Annotated in this window: 21 protein-coding genes; 11 read left to right on the top strand and 10 right to left on the bottom strand. The window is 62.6% G+C overall.

The features are described 5' to 3' along the window. The first annotated feature begins 42 nt into the window (after positions 1-42). A complete protein-coding gene (locus DEJ54_RS05590; RefSeq protein ID WP_113153697.1) occupies positions 43-810 on the top strand; it encodes a sulfite exporter TauE/SafE family protein in 768 nt (255 codons plus the stop codon). Between the two features lie 274 nt (positions 811-1,084). On the opposite strand, the gene DEJ54_RS05585 is transcribed toward DEJ54_RS05590, so the two are convergent. The 9 genes from DEJ54_RS05585 to DEJ54_RS05545 all read right to left on the bottom strand — a co-directional run bounded on the left by DEJ54_RS05585 (position 1,085) and on the right by DEJ54_RS05545 (position 8,956). Beyond that, positions 1,085-2,428: a folylpolyglutamate synthase/dihydrofolate synthase family protein gene (locus DEJ54_RS05585; RefSeq protein ID WP_113153696.1), complete on the bottom strand. Its 1,344-nt coding sequence runs from the start codon at positions 2,426-2,428 to the stop codon at positions 1,085-1,087. 53 nt (positions 2,429-2,481) lie between these two features. Further along, positions 2,482-3,432: an acetyl-CoA carboxylase, carboxyltransferase subunit beta gene (gene accD, locus DEJ54_RS05580; protein WP_113153695.1), complete on the bottom strand. Its 951-nt coding sequence runs from the start codon at positions 3,430-3,432 to the stop codon at positions 2,482-2,484. Between the two features lie 42 nt (positions 3,433-3,474). Continuing rightward, positions 3,475-4,314: a tryptophan synthase subunit alpha gene (gene trpA, locus DEJ54_RS05575; protein WP_113153694.1), complete on the bottom strand. Its 840-nt coding sequence runs from the start codon at positions 4,312-4,314 to the stop codon at positions 3,475-3,477. A 114-nt stretch (positions 4,315-4,428) separates the two neighbouring features. Next, the gene (locus DEJ54_RS05570; protein WP_113153693.1) at positions 4,429-4,671 is read right to left on the bottom strand and encodes a hypothetical protein; all 243 of its coding nucleotides are present in this window, start codon (positions 4,669-4,671) and stop codon (positions 4,429-4,431) included. Between the two features lie 2 nt (positions 4,672-4,673). Then, complete coding sequence (gene trpB, locus DEJ54_RS05565; RefSeq protein WP_113156105.1) at positions 4,674-5,894, bottom strand: tryptophan synthase subunit beta; 1,221 nt, start codon at positions 5,892-5,894, stop codon at positions 4,674-4,676. Between the two features lie 10 nt (positions 5,895-5,904). Next, a complete protein-coding gene (locus DEJ54_RS05560) occupies positions 5,905-6,570 on the bottom strand; it encodes a phosphoribosylanthranilate isomerase (protein WP_113153692.1) in 666 nt (221 codons plus the stop codon). Positions 6,571-6,727: 157 nt separating this feature from the next. Continuing rightward, positions 6,728-7,492, bottom strand: a complete 765-nt coding sequence (locus DEJ54_RS05555) for a M48 family metallopeptidase (RefSeq protein ID WP_113153691.1) — start codon at positions 7,490-7,492, stop codon at positions 6,728-6,730. Positions 7,493-7,587: 95 nt separating this feature from the next. Beyond that, positions 7,588-8,019, bottom strand: a complete 432-nt coding sequence (locus DEJ54_RS05550) for a DUF2852 domain-containing protein (RefSeq protein WP_113156104.1) — start codon at positions 8,017-8,019, stop codon at positions 7,588-7,590. A 163-nt stretch (positions 8,020-8,182) separates the two neighbouring features. Next, positions 8,183-8,956 carry a carboxylesterase gene (locus DEJ54_RS05545; protein ID WP_113153690.1) on the bottom strand — a complete coding sequence of 258 codons (774 nt, stop codon included), beginning with the start codon at positions 8,954-8,956 and terminating at the stop codon, positions 8,183-8,185. Between the two features lie 182 nt (positions 8,957-9,138). On the opposite strand from DEJ54_RS05545, the gene infC reads away from it, so the two are divergent. From infC to DEJ54_RS05500, 9 genes are all read left to right on the top strand, one after another. Continuing rightward, positions 9,139-9,681: a translation initiation factor IF-3 gene (infC, locus tag DEJ54_RS05540; protein WP_113153689.1), complete on the top strand. Its 543-nt coding sequence runs from the start codon at positions 9,139-9,141 to the stop codon at positions 9,679-9,681. A 131-nt stretch (positions 9,682-9,812) separates the two neighbouring features. After that, complete coding sequence (locus tag DEJ54_RS05535) at positions 9,813-10,448, top strand: isoprenylcysteine carboxylmethyltransferase family protein (protein ID WP_113153688.1); 636 nt, start codon at positions 9,813-9,815, stop codon at positions 10,446-10,448. 245 nt (positions 10,449-10,693) lie between these two features. Further along, positions 10,694-10,894, top strand: coding sequence for a 50S ribosomal protein L35 (gene rpmI / locus DEJ54_RS05530; RefSeq protein ID WP_007009054.1), 201 nt, complete (start codon positions 10,694-10,696; stop codon positions 10,892-10,894). 37 nt (positions 10,895-10,931) lie between these two features. Then, on the top strand, positions 10,932-11,333 hold the full coding sequence (rplT, locus tag DEJ54_RS05525) for a 50S ribosomal protein L20 (RefSeq protein WP_007009055.1): 402 nt from the start codon (positions 10,932-10,934) through the stop codon (positions 11,331-11,333). 77 nt (positions 11,334-11,410) lie between these two features. Further along, entirely contained in the window at positions 11,411-12,307 is an 897-nt protein-coding gene (locus DEJ54_RS05520) for a lipopolysaccharide kinase InaA family protein (RefSeq protein ID WP_245447710.1), read from the top strand. Continuing rightward, positions 12,304-13,389 (top strand): phenylalanine--tRNA ligase subunit alpha, encoded by a 1,086-nt coding sequence (gene pheS / locus DEJ54_RS05515; RefSeq protein ID WP_113153686.1) that lies wholly within the window; start codon positions 12,304-12,306, stop codon positions 13,387-13,389. Before DEJ54_RS05520 ends, pheS begins: the two co-directional genes overlap by 4 nt. After that, a complete protein-coding gene (locus DEJ54_RS05510; RefSeq protein ID WP_204360855.1) occupies positions 13,389-13,811 on the top strand; it encodes an ASCH domain-containing protein in 423 nt (140 codons plus the stop codon). The genes pheS and DEJ54_RS05510 overlap by 1 nt, the downstream gene beginning before the upstream one ends. A gap of 4 nt (positions 13,812-13,815) precedes the next feature. Then, the gene (pheT, locus tag DEJ54_RS05505; RefSeq protein ID WP_113153684.1) at positions 13,816-16,221 is read left to right on the top strand and encodes a phenylalanine--tRNA ligase subunit beta; all 2,406 of its coding nucleotides are present in this window, start codon (positions 13,816-13,818) and stop codon (positions 16,219-16,221) included. Positions 16,222-16,323: 102 nt separating this feature from the next. After that, entirely contained in the window at positions 16,324-17,310 is a 987-nt protein-coding gene (locus DEJ54_RS05500) for a Gfo/Idh/MocA family protein (RefSeq protein ID WP_113153683.1), read from the top strand. 33 nt (positions 17,311-17,343) lie between these two features. Here the strand turns inward: DEJ54_RS05500 and DEJ54_RS05495 are convergent, their stop codons facing one another. Continuing rightward, the gene (locus DEJ54_RS05495; RefSeq protein ID WP_222474334.1) at positions 17,344-17,967 is read right to left on the bottom strand and encodes a cell wall hydrolase; all 624 of its coding nucleotides are present in this window, start codon (positions 17,965-17,967) and stop codon (positions 17,344-17,346) included. 365 nt (positions 17,968-18,332) lie between these two features. Between DEJ54_RS05495 and dnaK the strand changes: the two genes are divergently transcribed. Next, positions 18,333-20,246, top strand: a complete 1,914-nt coding sequence (gene dnaK, locus DEJ54_RS05490) for a molecular chaperone DnaK (RefSeq protein WP_113153682.1) — start codon at positions 18,333-18,335, stop codon at positions 20,244-20,246. The last annotated feature ends 159 nt before the right edge of the window (positions 20,247-20,405 follow it).

Genomic DNA, 20,405 nt, shown 5'->3' with positions numbered 1-20,405 from the left:
TTTGTGCGCCCGAATGGGCGCACGGTGATCTAGGACCTGTTGTTGGGCGGCTGGGAGACATTTCTGCCTGACACGCTGGGAGCGCTCCCGGCGCTTCTCCTTATCATCGCCAGCTTCTTCACTTCGGCGCTGACAGCCGCTTTCGGCGTCGGCGGCGGGGTGGCCATGCTGGCGCTGCTCGGCCTCTTCATTCCGGTCGCAGCACTCATCCCCGTGCATGGAGCCGTCCAGCTCGGCTCCAACACCGGGCGCGCCTGGCGCCAGCGCGCGCATATCCGCTTCTCCATCGCCGCACCGTTCATTCTCGGCAGCCTGATCGGCGCCGCCGTCGGGGCGTATTTCGTCGTGCAGCTGCCCGACGCGCTGCTGAAGCTCGTTCTGGGCGTGTTCGTCATCGCGGTTACCTGGACAAAGATCCCAGGGGCGGCCCGCCTCGGCCATGCCGGCCTTGCCTTCGGCAGCGCCGTTCTGGCGCTCGCAACCATGTTTGTCGGCGCGACGGGACCACTCCTGTCCGCCTTCTTCGCGCAGATCATTCCCGATGACCGAAAGGCGCTGGTCGCCACCCACGCCGCCGGCATGACCGTGCAGCACGCACTGAAGGTCGTCGTGTTTGCCGTTGCGGGGTTCGCCTTCTGGCACTGGCTGCCCTTCATCGCCCTGATGATCGCCTCGGGCTATCTTGGAACCCTCTATGGCAGCCGTCTTCTGGAGAAAATGCCGGAAGAGACGTTCCGGCGCTGGTTCAGGATCGGCCTGACCCTGCTCGCACTGGACCTCATCCGACGCGGCCTGATGGGGATGGTGTAAGGGGGGCCGCTGGTAGCTCTGGGTGGAACCCGAGTGCCTCTCCCGGGCGAAGCTTGAGCGTGCCTCAATCCCCACTTCGTCATCCTATGGCTTGACCATAGGATCCATGCCATTGCCGCCCCCCCGGCACCGGCGCAGAAAACGATGCGTGATCTTCAAAGGCTGCGGTTCGTCCCCGACCTTCCGGCATGGATCCCCGGATCAAGTCCGAGGATGACGAAGGAGCGGAGGGGAGGAGGAGCCGGACATGGATGTCGGGCTCCTTCCAACCGGACTAACGCGGTGGCGTGCCGTTCTCGGCCAGAACCTCACCGATCAGGTAGAGCGAGCCGCAGATGAGAATGCGCGGCGGCGGCTCGGTGCCATCGCGACCGGCATCAAGCGTGTCGTGCAGGAGCTTCAGCGCATTGGCCACCGAGTGCACCGGTTCGGCGGAAAGCCCCGCCTCCATCGCCCGGGCAGCCAGTTCGGCATTTGGCACGCCGGCATCACTTGCCGCCACCGGAACCGTGTAGACATGGCGGGCCATGCCCTCGAAAGCGCGAAAATACGCCGTCTGATCCTTGGTGTTGATCATGCCGGCGATCAGGAAAAGCGGGCGCGGCGAGCGATCCTCTTCCGAGGCGAGCGCTTCGGCAATCGCCTCACCCGCGCCGGGATTGTGACCGCCATCGATCCAGATCTCGGAGCCCTCGGGCGCAAGATCTGCCAGCGGGCCAGCCTCGAGCCGCTGCAAACGGCCCGGCCACACAACGCGCTCCATGGCCGTTTCCGCGGCGCGCAGATCAACGGGAAAACCCGCCGCCTTGACCGCCGCGATGGCGGCGGCGGCGTTGGCGATCTGATGCCGTCCGGTGAGCCGGGGCAATGACATGTCGAACAGACCGTCATTGTCCTGATAGATCATGCGGCCATTCTCTTCGAAAGCGAGGAAGTCCTCGCCATAGACGGTCAGCGGACAGGTGAGCCGCTCAGCCGTATCGACGAGCACTTCACGCGCGGCATCGAAGGGCTGCTGTCCGACCACGACAGGACAGCCGCGTTTGATGATCCCGGCCTTCTCGGCCGCGATCAGCTCCACCCGGTCGCCCAGATAAGCCTCGTGATCGAGCGAGATCGGCATGATGAGGCTGGCCGCAGGGCGGGGAATGACATTGGTGGCGTCGAAACGCCCGCCAAGCCCCACCTCGACAATGGCCACATCCGCCGGATGCTCGGAAAAGAGCACGAACATCACCGCCGTGAGGATTTCAAAGACGGTGATCGCCTCGCCGCCATTGGCCTCGGCGACCCGCGCCACGGCATCGGCCAGAACCGCGTCTTCGACAAGCCTGCCGCCGCCCTCTGCCCCGATCCGGTAACGCTCGTGCCAGTTCACCAGATGCGGCGAGGTGTGGACGTGAACCACCCGCCCCGACGCCTCCAGCACGGCGCGGGCGAAGGCCGTTGCCGAGCCCTTGCCATTGGTGCCCGCCACATGAATGACGGGCGGCATGTTGAGGTGCGGGTTGCCCAGCCGCTCGAGCAGGCGCGTGACGCGCTCGAGCGACAGGTCGAAGCCCTTGGGATGGAGCGAAAGCAGACGCTCGATTTCCCGCTCTGCAGAAAGAGTGGTCATTGCAGTCCTGTCCGAAGAAGGATGGGGTCTCGGCCGGCGACAGCCAGTCTGGCTCAGGCCTTGGGCTGCTCGGCTTCTGCCTCGGGCGCAGCGTCCGAAACGGCCTCGACCTCTTCAACCACCACCTCTTCGACGATTTCCGGCTTGGCCTCGACCTTCTCCTTCAGGAGAATTTTAAGGAGCCGCGCAATGGTCTCACGCATTTCCAGACGCGAAACCACCATGTCGACCATGCCGTGGTCGCGCAGATATTCAGCCCGCTGGAAGCCTTCCGGCAGCTTCTCGCGAATGGTCTGCTCGATCACGCGGGGACCGGCAAAGCCGATCAGCGCGCCCGGCTCTGCGATGTGAACATCGCCCAGCATGGCGTAGGACGCCGTCACGCCGCCGGTGGTCGGGTTGGTCAGCACGACGATGTAGGGCAGGCCCGCTTCCTTCAGCCGGTCCAGCGCAACCGTGGTGCGCGGAAGCTGCATCAGCGAGAGAATGCCCTCCTGCATGCGCGCGCCGCCCGAAGCAGCATAAAGCACCAGCGGAAGCTTGCGCTCCACAGCCGTCTCGAAGGCGCGGACGATCGCTTCACCGGCAGCCATGCCGAGCGAGCCGCCCATGAAGGCGAAGTCCTGAACGGTTGCCACCAGCTCCAGACCTTCCACGCGGCCAACACCGCTCAGCACGGCGTCTTCCATGCTGGTCTTGGCCTTGGCGTCGCGCAGGCGGTCGGTGTAGCGGCGCTCATCGCGGAATTTCAGCGGGTCGATCACGACCTTCGGATTTTCCAGAACCGCGTATTCGCCATCGTCAAAGAAGGACTTCAACCGCTCGCGGGCGGAAATCTTCATGTGATGACCGGAGGAGGGAATGACCCAGAGATTGTCTTCCAGATCCTTGTGGAAGACCATTTCGCCACTCTCGGGATCCTTGATCCAGAGGTTCTCCGGCATTTCCCGACGACCGAGCATCGAGTTGATCTTCGGCCTCACATAGCTGGTGATCCAGTTCATTCCATTTGCCTTCTTTTCTTCTGGATACTGAGGATGCGCCGTCTATCGGGCAACAGCAAGGCGCGCTTCCCGCACGCCGTCCGCAAGCCCTTTGACGAGGGTCGCAACGGCCTCGGCGGGGTCTTCGATCCTGTTGCCATCGGCGTCGTAACACTGCGCGATGGTCGCCACGATGGCGCTGCCAACGACAACACCGTCCGCGACCTCGCCAATCGCCCGCGCCTGGCGCGCCGTCTTCACCCCGAACCCGACGCAGATCGGCAGGTCCGTGTGTTCCTTGATGCGCGAAACCGCAGCCGAAACATTGTTCGTGTCCGGCAGGGCCGAACCCGTCACACCCGTCATCGACACGTAATAGACGAAGCCCGACGTGTTCTCCAGCACCTTCGGCAGGCGCGCTTCATCCGTCGTCGGCGTGGCAAGACGAATGAAGTTCAGCCCCGCTTTGATGGCCGGAACGCAAAGCTCCTGATCCATCTCCGGCGGCAGGTCGACGATGATCAGACCGTCAATGCCCGCTTCCTTCGCATCGGAGAGGAAGCGGTCCACACCATAGATGTAAATCGGGTTGTAATAGCCCATCATCACGATGGGCGTGTCGTCGTCATCCTGACGAAAGTCGCGTGCCATCTGGAGCGTTTTGGAAAGCGTCTGCCCGCCTTTGAGCGCGCGCAGACCGGCGGCCTGAATGGCCGGGCCATCGGCCATCGGGTCGGAGAAGGGCATGCCCAGCTCGATCACGTCGCTGCCCGCCGCAGGCAGCGCCTTCATGATCGACAGCGCGGTCTCATAGTCCGGGTCGCCGCCCATGAAATAGGTCACGAGCGCGGGACGGTTCTCTTCCTTCAGCCGCGCAAAGCGGCGGTCAATGCGGGTGGTCATGTCAGTCTCTGGTCCTCGTACATCCAGCGCGGCGCCCCCACGCCGTCTTGCATTCCTTGCGGTTGCAGCGGCCTCGGCGCTCGATCACGAACGCGGCAACACCATGCAAACAGATCATCCCTCAGCGTGTTCGCGGATATCGATGGTCACGGCGAAAGCATAGAACCCATCGCGCTCGATCCGGCTTTTAGCCTCATCGGGATCGAACGCGATGCGCGGTTCGCCGTCATCGGCCACATGGGTCAGGAAAGCAAGGTTCTGGCTTTCCCGGATCCCCTGCGGGTTTTCCCTATCGTCGTCCTGGCGGATGGCCACATAGTGGTGCCGGTTTTGCTTGGAGCGATAGATTTCGAACATGTTCAGATCTCCATGCCGAGCATCTTTCCAACGGTATGCACGTCCTTGTCTCCGCGACCGGAGAAATTGACGATCATGATCTGGTCCTTGCCCATGGTCGGCGCGAGCTTGATCGCATGGGCAATCGCATGAGCCGATTCCAGCGCCGGGATGATGCCCTCAAGACGCGTTGTCATCTGGAACGCCTCAATCGCCTCATCGTCCAGAACGGGCGAGTAGATCACACGGCCTGAATCCTTCAGCCAGCTGTGCTCCGGCCCGACACCGGGATAGTCCAGCCCCGCAGACACCGAATGCCCGTCGAGGATCTGCCCGTCATCGTTCTGCAACAGATAGGTGCGGTTGCCATGCAGCACGCCCGGACGGCCCGCCGTCATGGAAGCGCAGTGCTCGTCACCCTCCAGCCCGTGTCCGCCGGCCTCGACGCCGTGGATCTCCACCTGACGGTCATCGAGGAAGGGATGGAACAGGCCGATGGCGTTCGAGCCGCCGCCCACTGCCGCCACGATGGCGTCGGGCAGCCGGCCCTCCAGCTCCTGGATCTGCTCGCGCGCTTCCGTGCCGATCACCGACTGAAGATCGCGCACCAGCTCGGGATAGGGATGCGGGCCTGCCGCCGTGCCGATCAGGTAATAGGTGTCTTCAACATTCGTCACCCAGTCGCGCAGCGCCTCGTTCATGGCGTCTTTCAGCGTGCCGTGCCCCGAAGAAACCGGCTTCACCTCGGCGCCCAGAAGATGCATGCGGAAGACATTCGGCTTCTGCCGCTCCACATCGGTCGCGCCCATATAGACCACGCAGGGCAGGCCGAAGCGGGCCGACACGGTGGCCGAGGCCACGCCATGCTGACCGGCCCCGGTCTCGGCGATGATGCGGGTCTTGCCCATGCGCTTGGCGAGCAGGATCTGGCCGAGGCAATTGTTGATCTTGTGAGAACCGGTGTGGTTCAGGTCTTCGCGCTTGAAATAGATCTTCGCGCCGCCCAGATGCTCGGTCAGGCGTTCTGCGAAATAGAGCGGCGAGGGACGGCCCGTATAGTGACGGCCGAGATATTCGAGCTCGGCCCGAAACGCCGGATCGTCCTTGGCCTCGTTCCAGTGTTTTTCCAGATCGAGGATCAGCGGCATCAGCGTTTCGGCAACGAACCGGCCGCCGAAAATGCCGAACATGCCGTCATCATCCGGGCCAATCCGGAAGGAATTGGGTTCTGCCGGTTTGTTCAAGGTGTTCTCCTCATGCCAGAACCGCATCGCCTTCACGCGCCGCCCGGACGGCGCGGAAGAAATTGCGTATCAGATCCGGATCTTTCTCACCGGGCGCACGTTCCACGCCTGACGAAATGTCAATTGCGCGGGGCGACGCGGCATTCAGCGCCGCGCCGATATTGGCCGCGTTCAGCCCACCGGAAAGCATGTAATCCACGCCATCGTCAAGGGCCGCAAGCAGCTCCCAGTCGAAGGATACACCATTGCCGCCGGGAAGGTCAGATCCCTTCGGCGGCTTGGCGTCGAACAGGAAACGGTCGGCGATGCCACGATAGGGCGCGATCTTCTCGAGATCGGCTGCCTCGCGGATCGCAAAAGCCTTCATCACCGGCAATCCGTACCGCGCCTTCACCTCGGCCACGCGCTCCGGGCTCTCGGCCCCGTGGAGCTGCAGGATATCGGGCTTTGCCGCCGCGACAATGGCGTCGAGCGCCGCGTCATCAGCATTGACCGTGACGGCCACCACATCCGCGCGACCGCGCGCAGCCTCACGCAGGCGTCCGGCCTGATCCGGCTCCACATGGCGCGGGCTCTTTTCAAAGAAGATGAAGCCGATATGGCTCGCTCCGCCGTCCAGCGCGGCAGCCAGCGCTTCCTCGGTCTTCAGACCGCAGATCTTTACGTCGAGTGTCATGTCAGGGAAGTCGCACGAAAAGGCGGCGGAGTCGAGGCACAACGCGATTGAGCCAGCCGGCTGGAGGCGAGGATATGCGGGGCGTCAGGCGGCCAACCGGGAGGAAATGGGGAACGCCAAGCGCCATCTCACAAGCGCACTCAGCCCAACACAACCGTCACTCAAAGCCGATGGCCTGCAATGCGGTTCCGTTGCGCTTGAGCCAGTCCTTGCAGCGATCCGTTTCCGGCGACAGCTCCTTGCAGAGCTTCCAGAAGCGGGGACCGTGGTTCATTTCGCGCAGATGCGCGACCTCGTGGGCGACCAGATAGTCGATCACCAGCGGCGGGGCCATCATGATGCGCCAGGAGAAGGAAAGAACGCCGTCGGAGGTGCAGGAACCCCAGCGGCTTTTGGTGTCGCGGAAGCGGATCGCGCGGGCGCGCTTGTCGATGGTGGCCGTATGCCGGGCGACCAACGCCTCGATATCGCGCTTTGCCTCGCGCTTCAGGAAATCGGCGACACGGCGGGGCAGGTGCTCCGGGTCGCCATAGACGACCAGCACCGGCGCGCCATCACGCATGGCGACATGTGCGGCCCCGCGACGGCCGGTCTCATGCACGATCAGATGCGGCTCACCACGCACCGGGATCTTGATGCCCGCGCGCACCACAGGGCGCTCGGGCAGCTTTTTCAGCTTTTCCTCGAGCCAGCCCGTGTGGCGGTCCAGAAACGCCTCCACTTCACGCGACCGGGAGAGCCCCGGCGGCACGGTGATGCGAAGACCTCTCCCGCCCGGCTCAATGCGCAGGGTCAGGCGCTTGGCGCGCGCATTCTCAACGATGCGCAAAGGCAGCTCGCGCCCGGCCACCCGGTGCGTGCGTTCGGTCGGCGGTGCGGCGACCTTAAGCCCGATCATTTTGTTGAGAAATCCAAGCGCCATGGTGAAAGTTTAAGCGATTCGTGAGCGAAAATGCGCAAAGAAAACGGCACCTCAAAGAGATGCCGTTCCAGTCATATGCCTGCCGTTTTGGAAAATCAGTCCTCGTCGGTCACGTCCGGCACGGACTTGCCACGGCCTGATTTGCGGCCCTTGTTGCGCTCGTTCATAAAACGATCGAACTCGTCCTGATCCTTGGCGCGGCGCAGTTCGCGCATGTATTCGTCGAACTCGTCACGCGCCTCGTCGAGCTTGCGGCGCTCTTCGGCGAGCCGGTCGAGCTCCTTGTTGCGCCAGTCGTCAAAGGCAACGTTGCCGGTAAACGACTGGCTCCGCGAGGCGCGGCGGCAGCCGGCGAAGACTTCATCAGTCTTGCGGTTGACGTCCTTCTTGAACTCCCCGAGGCGATCACCCCACAGAATGTAAGCGAGCATGGCGAGGCCGAGCGGCCAGAAAACCATGAAACCCACCACCATCAGAGCAATCGTCGCTGGCGTCCAGGCAGGACGGATAAGTGCAGAATTTGTCATGATCACCCGTTCCTTTCCTTGAGCATGCAACCCCCGGGAAGTTGCATGAATTCGAGATGGGGGCTGTTTTTCAGGTTTCAAGGAAATGGTAAACGAGAAACAGACAAACCTTTGTTTTTCCTATATTTATTTCCGCACTCACCGGCCAATTTCAACAATTGGCCTAAACCGGACGCTCGATCAAACCTTCCAGCGACCGCAAGATCAACGCGATATCCTGGGGTCTGGAAAGCCGGTGATCGCCATCGCCGATCAGCGAGATGGTGACATCGTCTGCCGGCAGATGCTCGGCCAGCCGCATGGCATGGGCGAAAGGCACATCGGGATCTGCCTTGCCCTGCAGGATATGCACCGGGCAATGGGTGTCGATGACGCCGTCGAGCACCAGGTTCTTCCTGCCGTCCTCGAAAAGCGCGCGGGTGTAAACATAGGGCTCGTCGGAATATTCGGACGGCTCTTCCATATAGCCCTTCTCTTCCAGATCCCGCCGGTTGGCGTCCGAAAGCTTCGGCTCGACCAGCACGCTGGTGAAATCGGGCGCGGGCGCAAGAAGAAGAAGGCCGGCCAGCCGGTCGCCCTCGCCCGCCCTGTTGAGTTCCTGCGCCATGCGCAGTGCGATCCATGCGCCCATGGACGAGCCGACGAGGATCTGCGGGCCTTCGGTCATGGCGCGAAACACACCGAGGCTCTGCTCGAGCCAAAGGGATATGGTGCCATCGCGGAAGGCGCCGCCGGACTCGCCATGGCCCGAGTAATCATGCCGCAGGAAGGCGTGTCCCGCCTCGCCGGCCCACGCATCAAGCGCCTCGGCCTTGGTGCCCAGCATGTCGGACTTGTAGCCGCCCAGCCAGACAACGCCCGGCGCTCTGCCGGTCCGGTGGCGATAGGCGATGTCCGTATCGCCGATCTTCAGGAAGCTGGGGGTGGCGTCCGTCATGGTTTGGCTCCTTATTTACCCGGATAAATTCTTTCAACCGCACCGTTTCCGGCATAATCAAAAGGTGCGACGTGATTCTTTTGACCTTATATGCTATTGACACTTCGCCTGCCGAGACGACATACGCCTCGGCTAAACAGTGCCGAAACCCAGTGATTTAACAATTCGAGGAGATCACGACCATTCGCAGACCATTCAAAGCGCCGCCTCAGAAAGTAGAAGGCCCGCGCGCAAACCGCGACATCCGGGTTCCCCAGATTCAGCTCATCGACGACGAAGGCAACAACCGCGGCGTGCTCGCCACGGAAGATGCCCTGCGTCTTGCAGAAGAGGCCGGACTTGACCTGGTTGAGGTGGCAGCGAACGCCAAGCCGCCCGTGTGCAAGATCACCGATCTCGGCAGGATGAAATATCAGACTCAGAAGAAGGCTGCCGAGGCGCGCAAGAAGCAGAAGACCATCGAGATCAAAGAGATCAAGATGCGTCCGAACATCGACTCTCATGATTATGAGGTGAAGATGAAGGCTGTGCGCCGTTTCTTCGAGGCTGGCGACAAGGTCAAGCTGACGCTCCGTTTCCGTGGCCGCGAAATGGCCCATATGGAACTCGGCATGAAGCTCCTCAACCGCGTCAAGGAAGAGGTCGAGCCGATTGCCAAGGTGGAAGCCGAGCCCAAGCTCGAAGGCCGCCAGATGATGATGGTTCTGGCGCCCCGCACCACGTAACAGGCCTGCGCCCGCAAGGGCCGGGGCCGTTCGACGCGATAAAGCCGGAACTTTGTCCGGCTCTTCCCCCACAAAATGCCGCATTCCCTCCCTAGCAAAACCATAAACATGGTTTGCTAGGGGGTTTTTGCGTGTCCATTCACCAGATTGCGCTTGGACAGTTCCAGCGCCTGCGCATCGCCAGTTTCTGGCTGATTGCGGCTCTGCTGTGCGGCTTCGTTCTCTTTTTCCATTCCGGCTGGGCGCATTACCAGCCACTCGGCATTGATGTTGAGGAGATCATCGAGATCGCCGGCCTCGGCCTGATCGGCATCGCCATCGTGGGCAGGCTCTGGTGCACGCTCTATATCGGCGGGCGCAAGGCGGCAGAGCTGGTGCAGGACGGCCCCTACTCGATCACGCGCAATCCGCTCTATGTCTTCTCCACCATCGGCGCGATGGGTGTGGGCGCGCAGACCGGCAGCATCATCGCGGCGCTGATCTGCGGCGCTCTGGCCGCTTTCATTCTCAGCATCACCGCGCGGCGCGAAGAACACCATCTGCGCGACACATTCGGCGACGCCTACGACGCCTACGCGGCGCGCGTGCCTTCCTTCATCCCGAACCCGAAGCTCTTCCACGATCCCAAGACGCTGACCATCCTGCCGGAGCGGCTTTACGGAACGCTGCGGGACGGCCTGATCTTCTTTCTGGCCATGCCGGCCTTCGAACTGATCGAATATGTCCAGGATCTCGGGCTGCTGCCCATTCTGTTCCGTCTCTACTGATCCGGCCCCGCAACCCCGCCCCGCAACGCGGCCAAATCAGGAGTTGCGCAATCTTTCGCCCCCCGCTATAAGGCCGCGTTCCTGGACCGGCCGGCAGGGCATGCCGTGGCGGTCCTTAATGCTGAAAAGCACACGCAGGGAACCGAGCAGATGAAATGCGGCTCAGGCCGCCGCCGGATTTCCGGCGCCCCTCGCGGAGCCGTTTGCACCGAAACACCGGCGTGAGCCAAGAACGGAGAAGCAAAATGCCCAAGATGAAGACGAAGTCTTCTGTCAAGAAGCGGTTCAAGGTAACCGCCACCGGCAAGGTGAAAGTCGCAGCTGCTGGCAAGCGCCACGGCATGATCAAGCGTTCCAACAAGTTCATCCGCGATGCCCGCGGCACGATGGTTCTTTCCGATCCCGATACGAAGATCGTGAAGAAGTTCATGCCCTACGGCCTGTAATCGCAGGAACCCGGAACACATTTAAGGAGATCATGTCATGGCACGCGTAAAGAGGGGCGTTACCGCCCACGCCAAGCACAAGAAGGTCATGAAAGCCGCCAAGGGTTTCTACGGCCGTCGCAAGAACACCATTCGCATCGCCAAGCAGGCGGTCGAAAAGTCGATGCAGTACGCCTACCGCGATCGCAAGGCTCGCAAGCGCAATTTCCGCGCTCTGTGGATCCAGCGCATCAACGCCGGCGCACGCGAACACGGCCTGACCTATGGCCGCTTCATCGACGGCCTCAACAAGGCCGGCATCGAGATCGATCGCAAGGTGCTGGCCGACATGGCCGTGCATGAGCCGCAGGCATTCGCCGCTCTGGTGAAGAAGTCCAAGGAAGCGCTCGTGTACCTCAAGGACACCACCCCGAATGCTTTTGAAAGCGCTGTCGCCTAAGGCCAGCGCTTCCCGAAGCAATCAGGTTTAGTTCGGGAAACCCGCGCTGGCAGGGCTGGCGCGGGTTTTTCTTTGTGATGAAGACCATGAACGACGAGACGAGACACGAGCAGGACGTTCTTTCGCCGGAAGCGACGGCGACACTGCTGCGCATGCTCATCACCGGTGAGCGCGAGCGCGTCTCCTCGGCCGTGCTCGACGGACAGACCGTCTGGATCAAGCGTTATGATGTGGAGCGGGTGCCGGTGGCCAAATGGCTGCACACGGCGCTGACGCCGCTGATGCCCTCCGCCTTTCTGCGCGCGTCACCTAAAACGAACAGGGCAAGCGCCATCGACCGTGAAGCGCGCAAGCTCAAAGCCTTCCGCGCAGCAGGGCTGCCAACGGCGAAACTGCTCTTCCGCAACGACAGGGTGCTCGTTCTGTCGAATGTGGCTCCCATCGCCCAGAACGAGCTGGCCATGCTGGCGCAGCACGGCGAAGACGCCGCCCATGACAGGCTCCTCGTAGACGCAGCGCGGGCTCTGCACGACGCGCACAGGCGCGGGCTGTGTCACGGCCGCCCTCACCCGCGCGACATGTTCATCACCAGCGATGAACGCTGGGGCTTCGTCGACTTCGAGGAAGAACCGGAAGCCTCCATGCCGCTTGCCACGGCGCAGGCGCGTGACGTCTGGCTTCTGTTTCTGCAGATCTGCATGCAGGCGAAGCAGCCCGAAACGCCGCAGGCGGCGTTCGACGCCTATTTCGCCACCCCGCCTTCCGGAGTGCGCGACGCGCTGCGGCGGATCGTCCGATTTCTCTCGCCGCTCATCCCCTTTCTCGGCGCAATCGAGCACAGGGGGCTTGGCAGCGACGGCAAGCGCGTGTTGAAAGCGACACGGTTTCTCAAAACGGCTCTCGGCAACGCGGCGGCCAGCCCCGCCGAAATGAGCCAGCACGACATCAAACCCAAAAAGGGCTACGAGGCATGAGCGAACTCGAAGAACTGGAAAAGACCATCGCCGGGCAGATCGCCACGGCCGCCGACGAGCAGGAGATTGAGGCGGTGCGCGTTGCGACGCTCGGCAAGAAGGGCTCGGTCTCGCAGATGCTGAAGACGCTCGGCTCCATGTCGCCGGAAGAGCGGCAGGTGATGGGCCCGGCGATCAACGGTCTCAAGGCGCGCGTCACCGAAGCGCTGACCACAAGGCGCACCGAGCTGCGCGAAGCCGCCATCGACGCCCGGCTGGAGCGTGAGAAGGTCGACGTGACCCTGCCCGTGCGCCGCCCGCCGGCCGAGCGCGGCCGCATCCACCCGATCAGCCAGGTGATCGACGAGATCACGGCCATCTTCGCCGATATGGGCTTCGCCATCGCCGAAGGTCCGGACATCGAAACCGACTATTACAACTTCACGGCGCTGAACTTCCCCGAAGGCCATCCGGCCCGCGAGATGCACGACACCTTCTTCTTCCCGCCGGATGAGAAGGGTGAGCGCAAACTCCTGCGCACGCACACCTCGCCGGTTCAGATCCACACGATGGAAGCCCAGGAACCGCCGATCCGCATCGTCATTCCGGGCAAGACCTACCGTCAGGATTCGGATGCGACGCACTCGCCCATGTTCCACCAGCTCGAAGGGCTGGTGATCGACAAGACGGCCAATGTCGCCAACATGAAGTGGGTCCTGCAGGAATTCTGCAAATCCTTCTTCGAGGTGCCGCAGCTGAACATGCGCTTCCGCCCCTCCTTCTTCCCCTTCACCGAGCCAAGCCTGGAAGTGGACATCCAGTGCGACCGCTCGCAGCCGGGCGAAGTGCGCTTCGGCGAGGGCAATGACTGGATGGAGATCCTCGGCTGCGGCATGGTGCACCCCAATGTGCTGCGCGCCTGCGGTCTCGATCCGGACGAGTATCAGGGCTTTGCCTGGGGCATGGGCATCGACCGCATCGCCACGCTGAAATACGGCATGCCTGACCTGCGCGATTACTTCGACGCGGATGTGCGCTGGCTGGAGCATTACGGCTTCCGCCCGCTCGACCTGCCGACGCTGTTCGGCGGATTGAGCGCCTGATGAGTTTGTCTCAAGGCCATGGCGAGACGATCCGTTTCGCGTTCGGCGACAGCCCGGCGCTGGCAGATGAACTGTTGGAGCTGGTGCTTGCCGGGCGCAAGACGGCGACCTGCGGGGCCTTGAGCGACTTCGAGGCCGGCGGCGAGCCAATGCCGCAGGTTGGGCGGCAGGATATCGTCCTTGACGGCAAAGGACGCCCTGCTGCCGTAATCGAGACGGTAGAGATCACCATTCGCGCCTTTAGCGAAGTGGACGAAGATTTTGCACGCGCCGAAGGCGAGGGAGACCTCTCGCTGACATTCTGGCGTGAGGAACATGAGGCCTATTTTCAGCGAAATGGCGGCTTCAGCCCCGATATGAAACTGGTTTGCGAGCGGTTCCGGCTGGTGAAAATCCTGGAACGGCAAGACCCGAAGGAATGATGCCATGAAATTCACGCTCTCCTGGCTCAAGGAGCACCTTGAGACCGACGCCACGCTCGACGAGATCGTCGAGAAGCTCACCATGATCGGCCTTGAGGTCGAAGAGGTGGACGACAAGGCGTCGCTGAAGCCGTTCGTGATCGCGAAGATTCTGACGGCCGAGCAGCATCCCGATGCCGACCGGCTGCGGGTTCTTTCCGTCGACACGGGCGACGGCAAGCCGGTTCAGGTGGTCTGCGGCGCGCCCAATGCGCGTGCGGGCCTTGTCGGCGCGTTCGCGGCGCCCGGCGCTTATGTGCCCGGCATCGACGTGACGCTCTCCGTCGGCAAGATCCGCGGCGTGGAAAGCCACGGCATGATGTGCTCGGAACGCGAGCTGCAGATGTCGGACGAGCACAACGGCATCATCGACCTGCCCGAAGACGCCCCCGTCGGCACTTCATTCGCAAGCTGGGCGAACCTTGACGACCCGGTGATCGAGATCGGCCTGACGCCGAACCGTCCGGACTGCACCGGCGTGCATGGCATTGCCCGCGATCTGGCGGCTGCCGGCCTTGGCACGCTCAGGGATGCGCCCATTGCGCCGGTTGCCGGCAAGGGCGCGTGCCCTGTCGAGCTGACCATCGAAGCACCGGAGCTTTGCCCCGGCTTCGCGCTGCGTCTCGTGCGCGGTGTGAAGAACGGCCCCTCGCCCAAATGGATGCAGCAGCGTCTGACGGCGATTGGCCTGCGCCCGATCAACGCGCTGGTCGACATCACCAACTATGTGACCTTCGATCTTGGCCGCCCGCTCCACGTCTTCGACGCCGCCAAGGTGAAGGGCGACCTCACCGTGCGCCGGGCCAAAGAAGGCGAGACGGTTCTGGCGCTTGACGAGCGCACGTACAAACTCACCCCGGAGATGTGCGTCATCGCCGATGGCAATGGCGTCGAGTCGATTGCCGGCATCATGGGCGGCGAGCACTCGGGCTGCGATGAGAACACCACGGACGTGCTGATCGAATCCGCCCTCTGGGACGCGATGAACATCGCCCGCACCGGCCGCGATCTCGGTATCATCACCGATGCGCGCTACCGCTTCGAGCGCGGCGCGGACCCGGAGATGATGGAGCCCGGTCTTGAAGTCGCCACCCGGCTCGTTCTGGACCTGTGCGGCGGCGAGCCGAGCGAAAGCCGCGTGGTCGGCTATCAGGGCTACGAGCCGCGCAGCATCACCTTCCCGGTGAGCGAGGTGAAGCGCCTGACCGGTCTCAATGTGTCGAGTGCCGAGAGCAAGGACATTCTCCAGCGTCTCGGCTTCGCCTCCACGGGCGAGAGCGACGTGCTTGAGGTTTCCGTGCCGTCCTGGCGGCCGGACATCGACGGCAAGGCCGATCTGGTGGAAGAGGTGATGCGCATTCACGGCGTGAACGAGATCGCGCCCGAGCCCCTCTCCTCCCACGGCGCGGTCAACAGCCAGATCCTCACCGTCCTGCAGAACCGCACCCGCAATGCGCGGCGCGCTCTTGCCGTGCGCGGCATGATGGAAGCCGTGACCTGGACCTTCATCGATGAAGCGCAGGCGAAGCTCTTCGGTGGTGGCGATGCATCGCTCAAGCTCTCCAACCCGATTGCCGCAGCCATGTCGGACATGCGCCCCTCGCTGCTGCCGGGCCTGATCGCAGCCGCCCAGCGCAATGCAGCGCGCGGCTTTGCCGATGTGGCTCTGTTCGAGGTGTCGAGCACCTATGAGAATGACAGCTATGCCGGCCAGCGCCGGGTTGCCGGCGGCATCCGCCGCGGCACGGCAAAGATGGACGGCTCCGGGCGTCACTGGTCAGGCAACAGCGAAGCGGTCGGCGTGTTCGACGCCAAGGCCGATGCGCTGGCCGCTCTCGAGGCAGCGGGTGCGCCTGTCGACAAGCTGCAGATCGTGGCCGGTGGTCCGGACTGGTATCATCCGGGCCGCTCCGGCACGATCCGTCTTGGACCCAAGATCGTGCTCGCCACGTTCGGTGAGATTCACCCGCGCACGCTGGAGGCGCTGGACGCCGAAGGACCGATCTGCGGTTTCGAGGTGTTCATCGACACGATCCCCGAGCCCAAGGCGAAGGCAACGCGCACCAAGCCGCGCCTGGAGCTTTCGCCCTTCCAGCTCGTGCGCCGCGATTTCGCCTTTGTGGTCGACAAATCGGTCGAGGCGGCAACCATCGAGCGGGCAGCCGCGGCAGCCGACAAGAAGCTCGTGACCGCCGTGCGCGTGTTCGACATCTTCGAGGGCGCATCGCTCGGCGAAGACAAGAAGTCGGTCGCCATCGAAGTCTCGATCCAGCCGCGCGAAAAGACGCTGACGGACGAGGAACTCGAAGCCATCGCCGGCCGCATCGTGGCCAATGTCGGCAAGCAGACCGGCGGCACGCTGCGCGGTTAGAGCGCTTGTTCAGAACCTTGAAAAGGCGGCCATTGAGCCGCCTTTTCTTTTGCCGAACAGACCGATAGGGTTTGCCCTCCAGAGACGAGGGGAGGAGAATCCATGTTCCGTTGGGGCGTTCTTTCGACGGCCAAGATCGGTCGCGAGCAGGTTATTCCGCAGATCCAGGATGCCGAAAACGGCGTGGTGACGGCGATTGCCAGCCGCGATGAGGCCAAAGCGCAGGCGCTGGCTGCGCGCTTCGGCATTCCGCACACCTTCTCGTCCTACGACGCGCTTCTCGCCTCGCCGGATGTGGACGGCGTCTACATCCCGCTGCCGACCTCCGATCATGTGGACTGGGCCATCAGGGCGGCCGACGCCGGCAAGCACGTACTCGTCGAAAAGCCGCTGGCGCTCGATGCAAAGGACATTGCCCGCGTCATCGAGGCGCGCGACCGGAACAATGTCGTCGTCTCGGAAGCTTTCATGGTCACTTACCACCCGCAATGGCACAAGGTGCGTGACCTGATCGCCGAAGGCGCCATCGGCCGGCTGCGGCATGTGCAGGGCGTGTTCTGCTATCACAATGTCGACCCCGACAACATGCGCAACAAGCCGGAGCTTGGCGGTGGCGGCCTGCCCGACATTGGCGTCTACCCCACGGTCACCACCCGCTTTGCAACCGGCAGCGAGCCGCAGCGCGTGCAGGCGATGGTGGAGCGCGACCCGAATTTCGGCACCGACATCTACGCCAGCGCCAAGGCCGATTTCGGCAACTTCGAACTGACCTTCTACGTCTCGACGCAGATGGCGCTCAGACAGTCGATGGTGTTCCATGGCGACAAGGGGTTCATCGAGGTCAACGCCCCCTTCAACACCCCGGACTATGGCGATACCCGCGTTACCGTGTTCAGCGCCGATCACAACAGCGCCAGCGTCCACCGTTTTCCCCGCGCCCGGCAGTACCGTCTGCAGGCGGAAGCCATCGCGCGGGCGGCGCGGGGCGAAGAGGCGGCGATCTTCACGCTCGAGGATTCGGTGAAGAACCAGAAACTCATAGACGCCATCTATCGCGCCGCCACCCATGATGGCTGGGAGACAGTCTAGCAGAAGCCGCTGCCGCAGGGTGCGGCGGCACTTTCAGACTCCGTCGGCGGACCGGGGCGACAGGAAGATGTGTCGCCCGATCTGGCCATGCCTGTGCATCTGTTTAGCCCATCTGGGGCTGACATAATTGGCATAGTAATGCGTGGCGTCGACGGCCAGATAGTTGGTTTTGTCGACCAGCGTGTAATTGTTGCATTCGGGTGCGCAGGAGTATCGGGCCTTGGCGATCCTGAATGCGAGCTGCCAGGCTTCGGCATCTTTCGGCACCAGTGAAATGCCTGTGCAGGCGAATGAAAACTGGCAGCGATTGCGCCAGCGCGCATTTTGAAAGACCACGCCACAAATGCTGGGCGGATATGCAGGCGACCTGCTTCTGTTGAAGATCACCATCGCGACGGCCTTCTGCCCGCTCACCGTTTCTCCCCGCGCCTCGTAGTAGATGGCGGTGGCCAGACAGGTGCGCTCCGCAAGGCGATTGATTGCCACAAGGGCGTCCTCCACAGCGGCGGGCTTCTGCGCCGCCCTGAGCGCCATGGCGACCGGCAGCCTGATCGGTGCTCTCTTCGCGCCAGCCTTCTTTTCTTCGTTCTCCCAGATACAGCCTGCCTGGAGCAGGAACGACACAACGAGCCCCCAGAACACGAATCTTCGGACCATTATTTTCCCGGATGTCAGTTTGATCGGCGGTTATCGCCTGAGCCAAATCCCCCCTCGGCGACCCGCTCTCACATCAGCGGCAGCCGATCAAATTGACTTTTCCTCAAAGTCCGAAGCGTTCCGTTTCATCATCAACGCCGCGCGGGGCAAGCGTCAGAGCGCCGGTCGCGGCCTCCGAACCCCGCTTTCGAAGCCAAATCGGGGCAAATCCCGCCTTGCGCTTGAAAAATCCCATTCTTATATACGCCACGAAGCCGTTTGGCGCGTTTCGTCCTGAGGCGCTGCTGCGGCAATTTCGTGTGAACAGGGGCTGTCATCTGGAACGCCGGAATGGGTCCTGACAGTCTGCTTTGCGGAGAGAAGATATGGCAAAAGTAATCGGTATCGACCTCGGAACGACCAATTCCTGCGTCGCCGTCATGGATGGCAAGGACGCGAAGGTTATTGAGAACGCGGAAGGTGCACGCACCACCCCGTCCATCGTGGCATTCACGGATTCGGGCGAGCGTCTCGTCGGCCAGCCGGCCAAGCGTCAGGCTGTCACCAACCCGGAAAACACCCTTTTCGCGATCAAGCGCCTGATCGGCCGTCGCTTCTCCGACCCCACGGTCGAGAAGGACAAGAAGCTGGTCCCCTACAAGATCGTCAAGGCTGACAATGGCGATGCATGGGTTGAGGCCCATGGCGAAACCTATTCGCCTTCGCAGATCTCGGCGATGACCCTTCAGAAGATGAAGGAAACGGCTGAGTCCTATCTCGGCGAGAAGGTCGAGCAGGCCGTCATCACCGTGCCCGCATACTTCAACGACGCCCAGCGTCAGGCCACCAAGGACGCCGGCAAGATCGCCGGTCTTGAAGTCCTGCGCATCATCAACGAGCCGACTGCAGCAGCGCTCGCCTATGGTCTCGACAAGAAAGACGGCAAGACCATCGCCGTTTACGACCTTGGCGGCGGCACGTTCGACGTTTCGATCCTCGAGATCGGCGACGGCGTGTTCGAGGTGAAGTCTACCAATGGCGACACCTTCCTCGGCGGTGAGGACTTCGACATGCGTCTGGTCGAGTACCTGGCGGCTGAGTTCAAGAAAGAGCAGGGCATCGACCTGCAGCAGGACAAGCTTGCCCTGCAGCGCCTGAAGGAAGCTGCCGAGAAGGCCAAGATCGAGCTGTCGTCCGCTTCGCAGACCGAAATCAACCTGCCCTTCATCACCGCCGACCAGTCGGGTCCGAAGCACCTGACCATGAAGCTGACCCGCGCCAAGTTCGAGAGCCTCGTCGAGGACCTCGTGAAGCGCACGGTCGAGCCCTGTAAGGCCGCTCTGAAGGATGCCGGCCTCAACGCTGGCGAGATCGACGAAGTGGTTCTGGTCGGCGGCATGACCCGCATGCCGAAGGTTCAGGAGACCGTGAAGGCCTTCTTCGGCAAGGACCCGCACAAGGGTGTGAACCCGGACGAAGTGGTCGCCATGGGCGCCGCCATTCAGGCCGGTGTTCTGCAGGGTGACGTGAAGGACGTTCTGCTGCTCGACGTGACCCCGCTTTCGCTGGGCATCGAGACGCTCGGTGGCGTGTTCACGCGCCTGATCGACCGCAACACGACGATCCCGACCAAGAAGAGCCAGGTCTTCTCGACCGCCGAGGACAACCAGAATGCCGTGACCATCAACGTGTTCCAGGGTGAGCGCGAAATGGCTGCGGACAACAAGAGCCTTGGCCGCTTCGATCTGACCGGTCTTCCGCCCGCACCGCGCGGCGTGCCGCAGATCGAGGTCACGTTCGACATCGACGCCAACGGCATCGTGAACGTGTCCGCGAAGGACAAGGGCACCGGCAAGGAGCAGGCGATCCGCATCCAGGCTTCCGGCGGTCTCAGCGACGATGAGATCGACAACATGGTGAAGGACGCCGAGTCCAACGCCGAGGCCGACAAGAAGCGCCGTGAGGCGGTCGAAGCCAAGAACCAGGCCGAGGCCCTCATCCACTCCACGGAGAAGTCGCTGGGCGAATATGGCGACAAGGTCTCCGAGGAAGAGAAGAAGGCCATCGAAGACGCACTCGCCGACCTGAAGACGGCCGTCGAGGGCGACGACGCCGAGGACATCAAGGCGAAGACCAACACCCTCGCCGAAGCTTCCATGAAGCTTGGTCAGGCCATGTATGAGGCCAGCCAGACCGAAGCTGCCGAGGCAGACGCAGCGGCTGACGCCAAGGCTTCCGGCGACGATGTCGTTGACGCCGATTTCGAAGAGATCGACGAAGACGACAAGAAGTCGGCCTGATCGCTCAGACAGTGAATTTGAAAAGCCCGGGGTTTTCACCCCGGGCTTTTTTCATGCCTTTTAAAGAATCCCCCCGATAAGATTGCCGGCAAACTAGAGCGCGGGACCGAAAATCGGCATCCGGTTTTCGGGTTATTCCGATGCTCGATCAATAACTTG

The organism is Nitratireductor sp. OM-1, assembly GCF_003296175.1.
Lineage (GTDB): Bacteria > Pseudomonadota > Alphaproteobacteria > Rhizobiales > Rhizobiaceae > Nitratireductor > Nitratireductor aquimarinus.
The sequence above is the reverse complement of the archived record's forward strand: the minus strand, read 5'-3'. Positions and strand labels throughout refer to the sequence as shown.

Coding starts and splice junctions, on each gene's coding strand:
- trpA (WP_113153694.1), bottom strand. CDS start 4,314: ATGACCACCCGCATTGACCGCCGCTTTGCGCGGCTGAAGGAAGAGAAC.
- accD (WP_113153695.1), bottom strand. CDS start 3,432: ATGAACTGGATCACCAGCTATGTGAGGCCGAAGATCAACTCGATGCTC.
- pheT (WP_113153684.1), top strand. CDS start 13,816: ATGAAATTCACGCTCTCCTGGCTCAAGGAGCACCTTGAGACCGACGCC.
- pheS (WP_113153686.1), top strand. CDS start 12,304: ATGAGCGAACTCGAAGAACTGGAAAAGACCATCGCCGGGCAGATCGCC.
- dnaK (WP_113153682.1), top strand. CDS start 18,333: ATGGCAAAAGTAATCGGTATCGACCTCGGAACGACCAATTCCTGCGTC.
- DEJ54_RS05520 (WP_245447710.1), top strand. CDS start 11,411: ATGAAGACCATGAACGACGAGACGAGACACGAGCAGGACGTTCTTTCG.
- DEJ54_RS05550 (WP_113156104.1), bottom strand. CDS start 8,019: ATGACAAATTCTGCACTTATCCGTCCTGCCTGGACGCCAGCGACGATT.
- DEJ54_RS05585 (WP_113153696.1), bottom strand. CDS start 2,428: ATGACCACTCTTTCTGCAGAGCGGGAAATCGAGCGTCTGCTTTCGCTC.
- DEJ54_RS05495 (WP_222474334.1), bottom strand. CDS start 17,967: ATGGTCCGAAGATTCGTGTTCTGGGGGCTCGTTGTGTCGTTCCTGCTC.
- rplT (WP_007009055.1), top strand. CDS start 10,932: ATGGCACGCGTAAAGAGGGGCGTTACCGCCCACGCCAAGCACAAGAAG.
- DEJ54_RS05570 (WP_113153693.1), bottom strand. CDS start 4,671: ATGTTCGAAATCTATCGCTCCAAGCAAAACCGGCACCACTATGTGGCC.
- DEJ54_RS05545 (WP_113153690.1), bottom strand. CDS start 8,956: ATGACGGACGCCACCCCCAGCTTCCTGAAGATCGGCGATACGGACATC.
- DEJ54_RS05555 (WP_113153691.1), bottom strand. CDS start 7,492: ATGGCGCTTGGATTTCTCAACAAAATGATCGGGCTTAAGGTCGCCGCA.
- DEJ54_RS05560 (WP_113153692.1), bottom strand. CDS start 6,570: ATGACACTCGACGTAAAGATCTGCGGTCTGAAGACCGAGGAAGCGCTG.
- DEJ54_RS05500 (WP_113153683.1), top strand. CDS start 16,324: ATGTTCCGTTGGGGCGTTCTTTCGACGGCCAAGATCGGTCGCGAGCAG.
- rpmI (WP_007009054.1), top strand. CDS start 10,694: ATGCCCAAGATGAAGACGAAGTCTTCTGTCAAGAAGCGGTTCAAGGTA.
- DEJ54_RS05510 (WP_204360855.1), top strand. CDS start 13,389: ATGAGTTTGTCTCAAGGCCATGGCGAGACGATCCGTTTCGCGTTCGGC.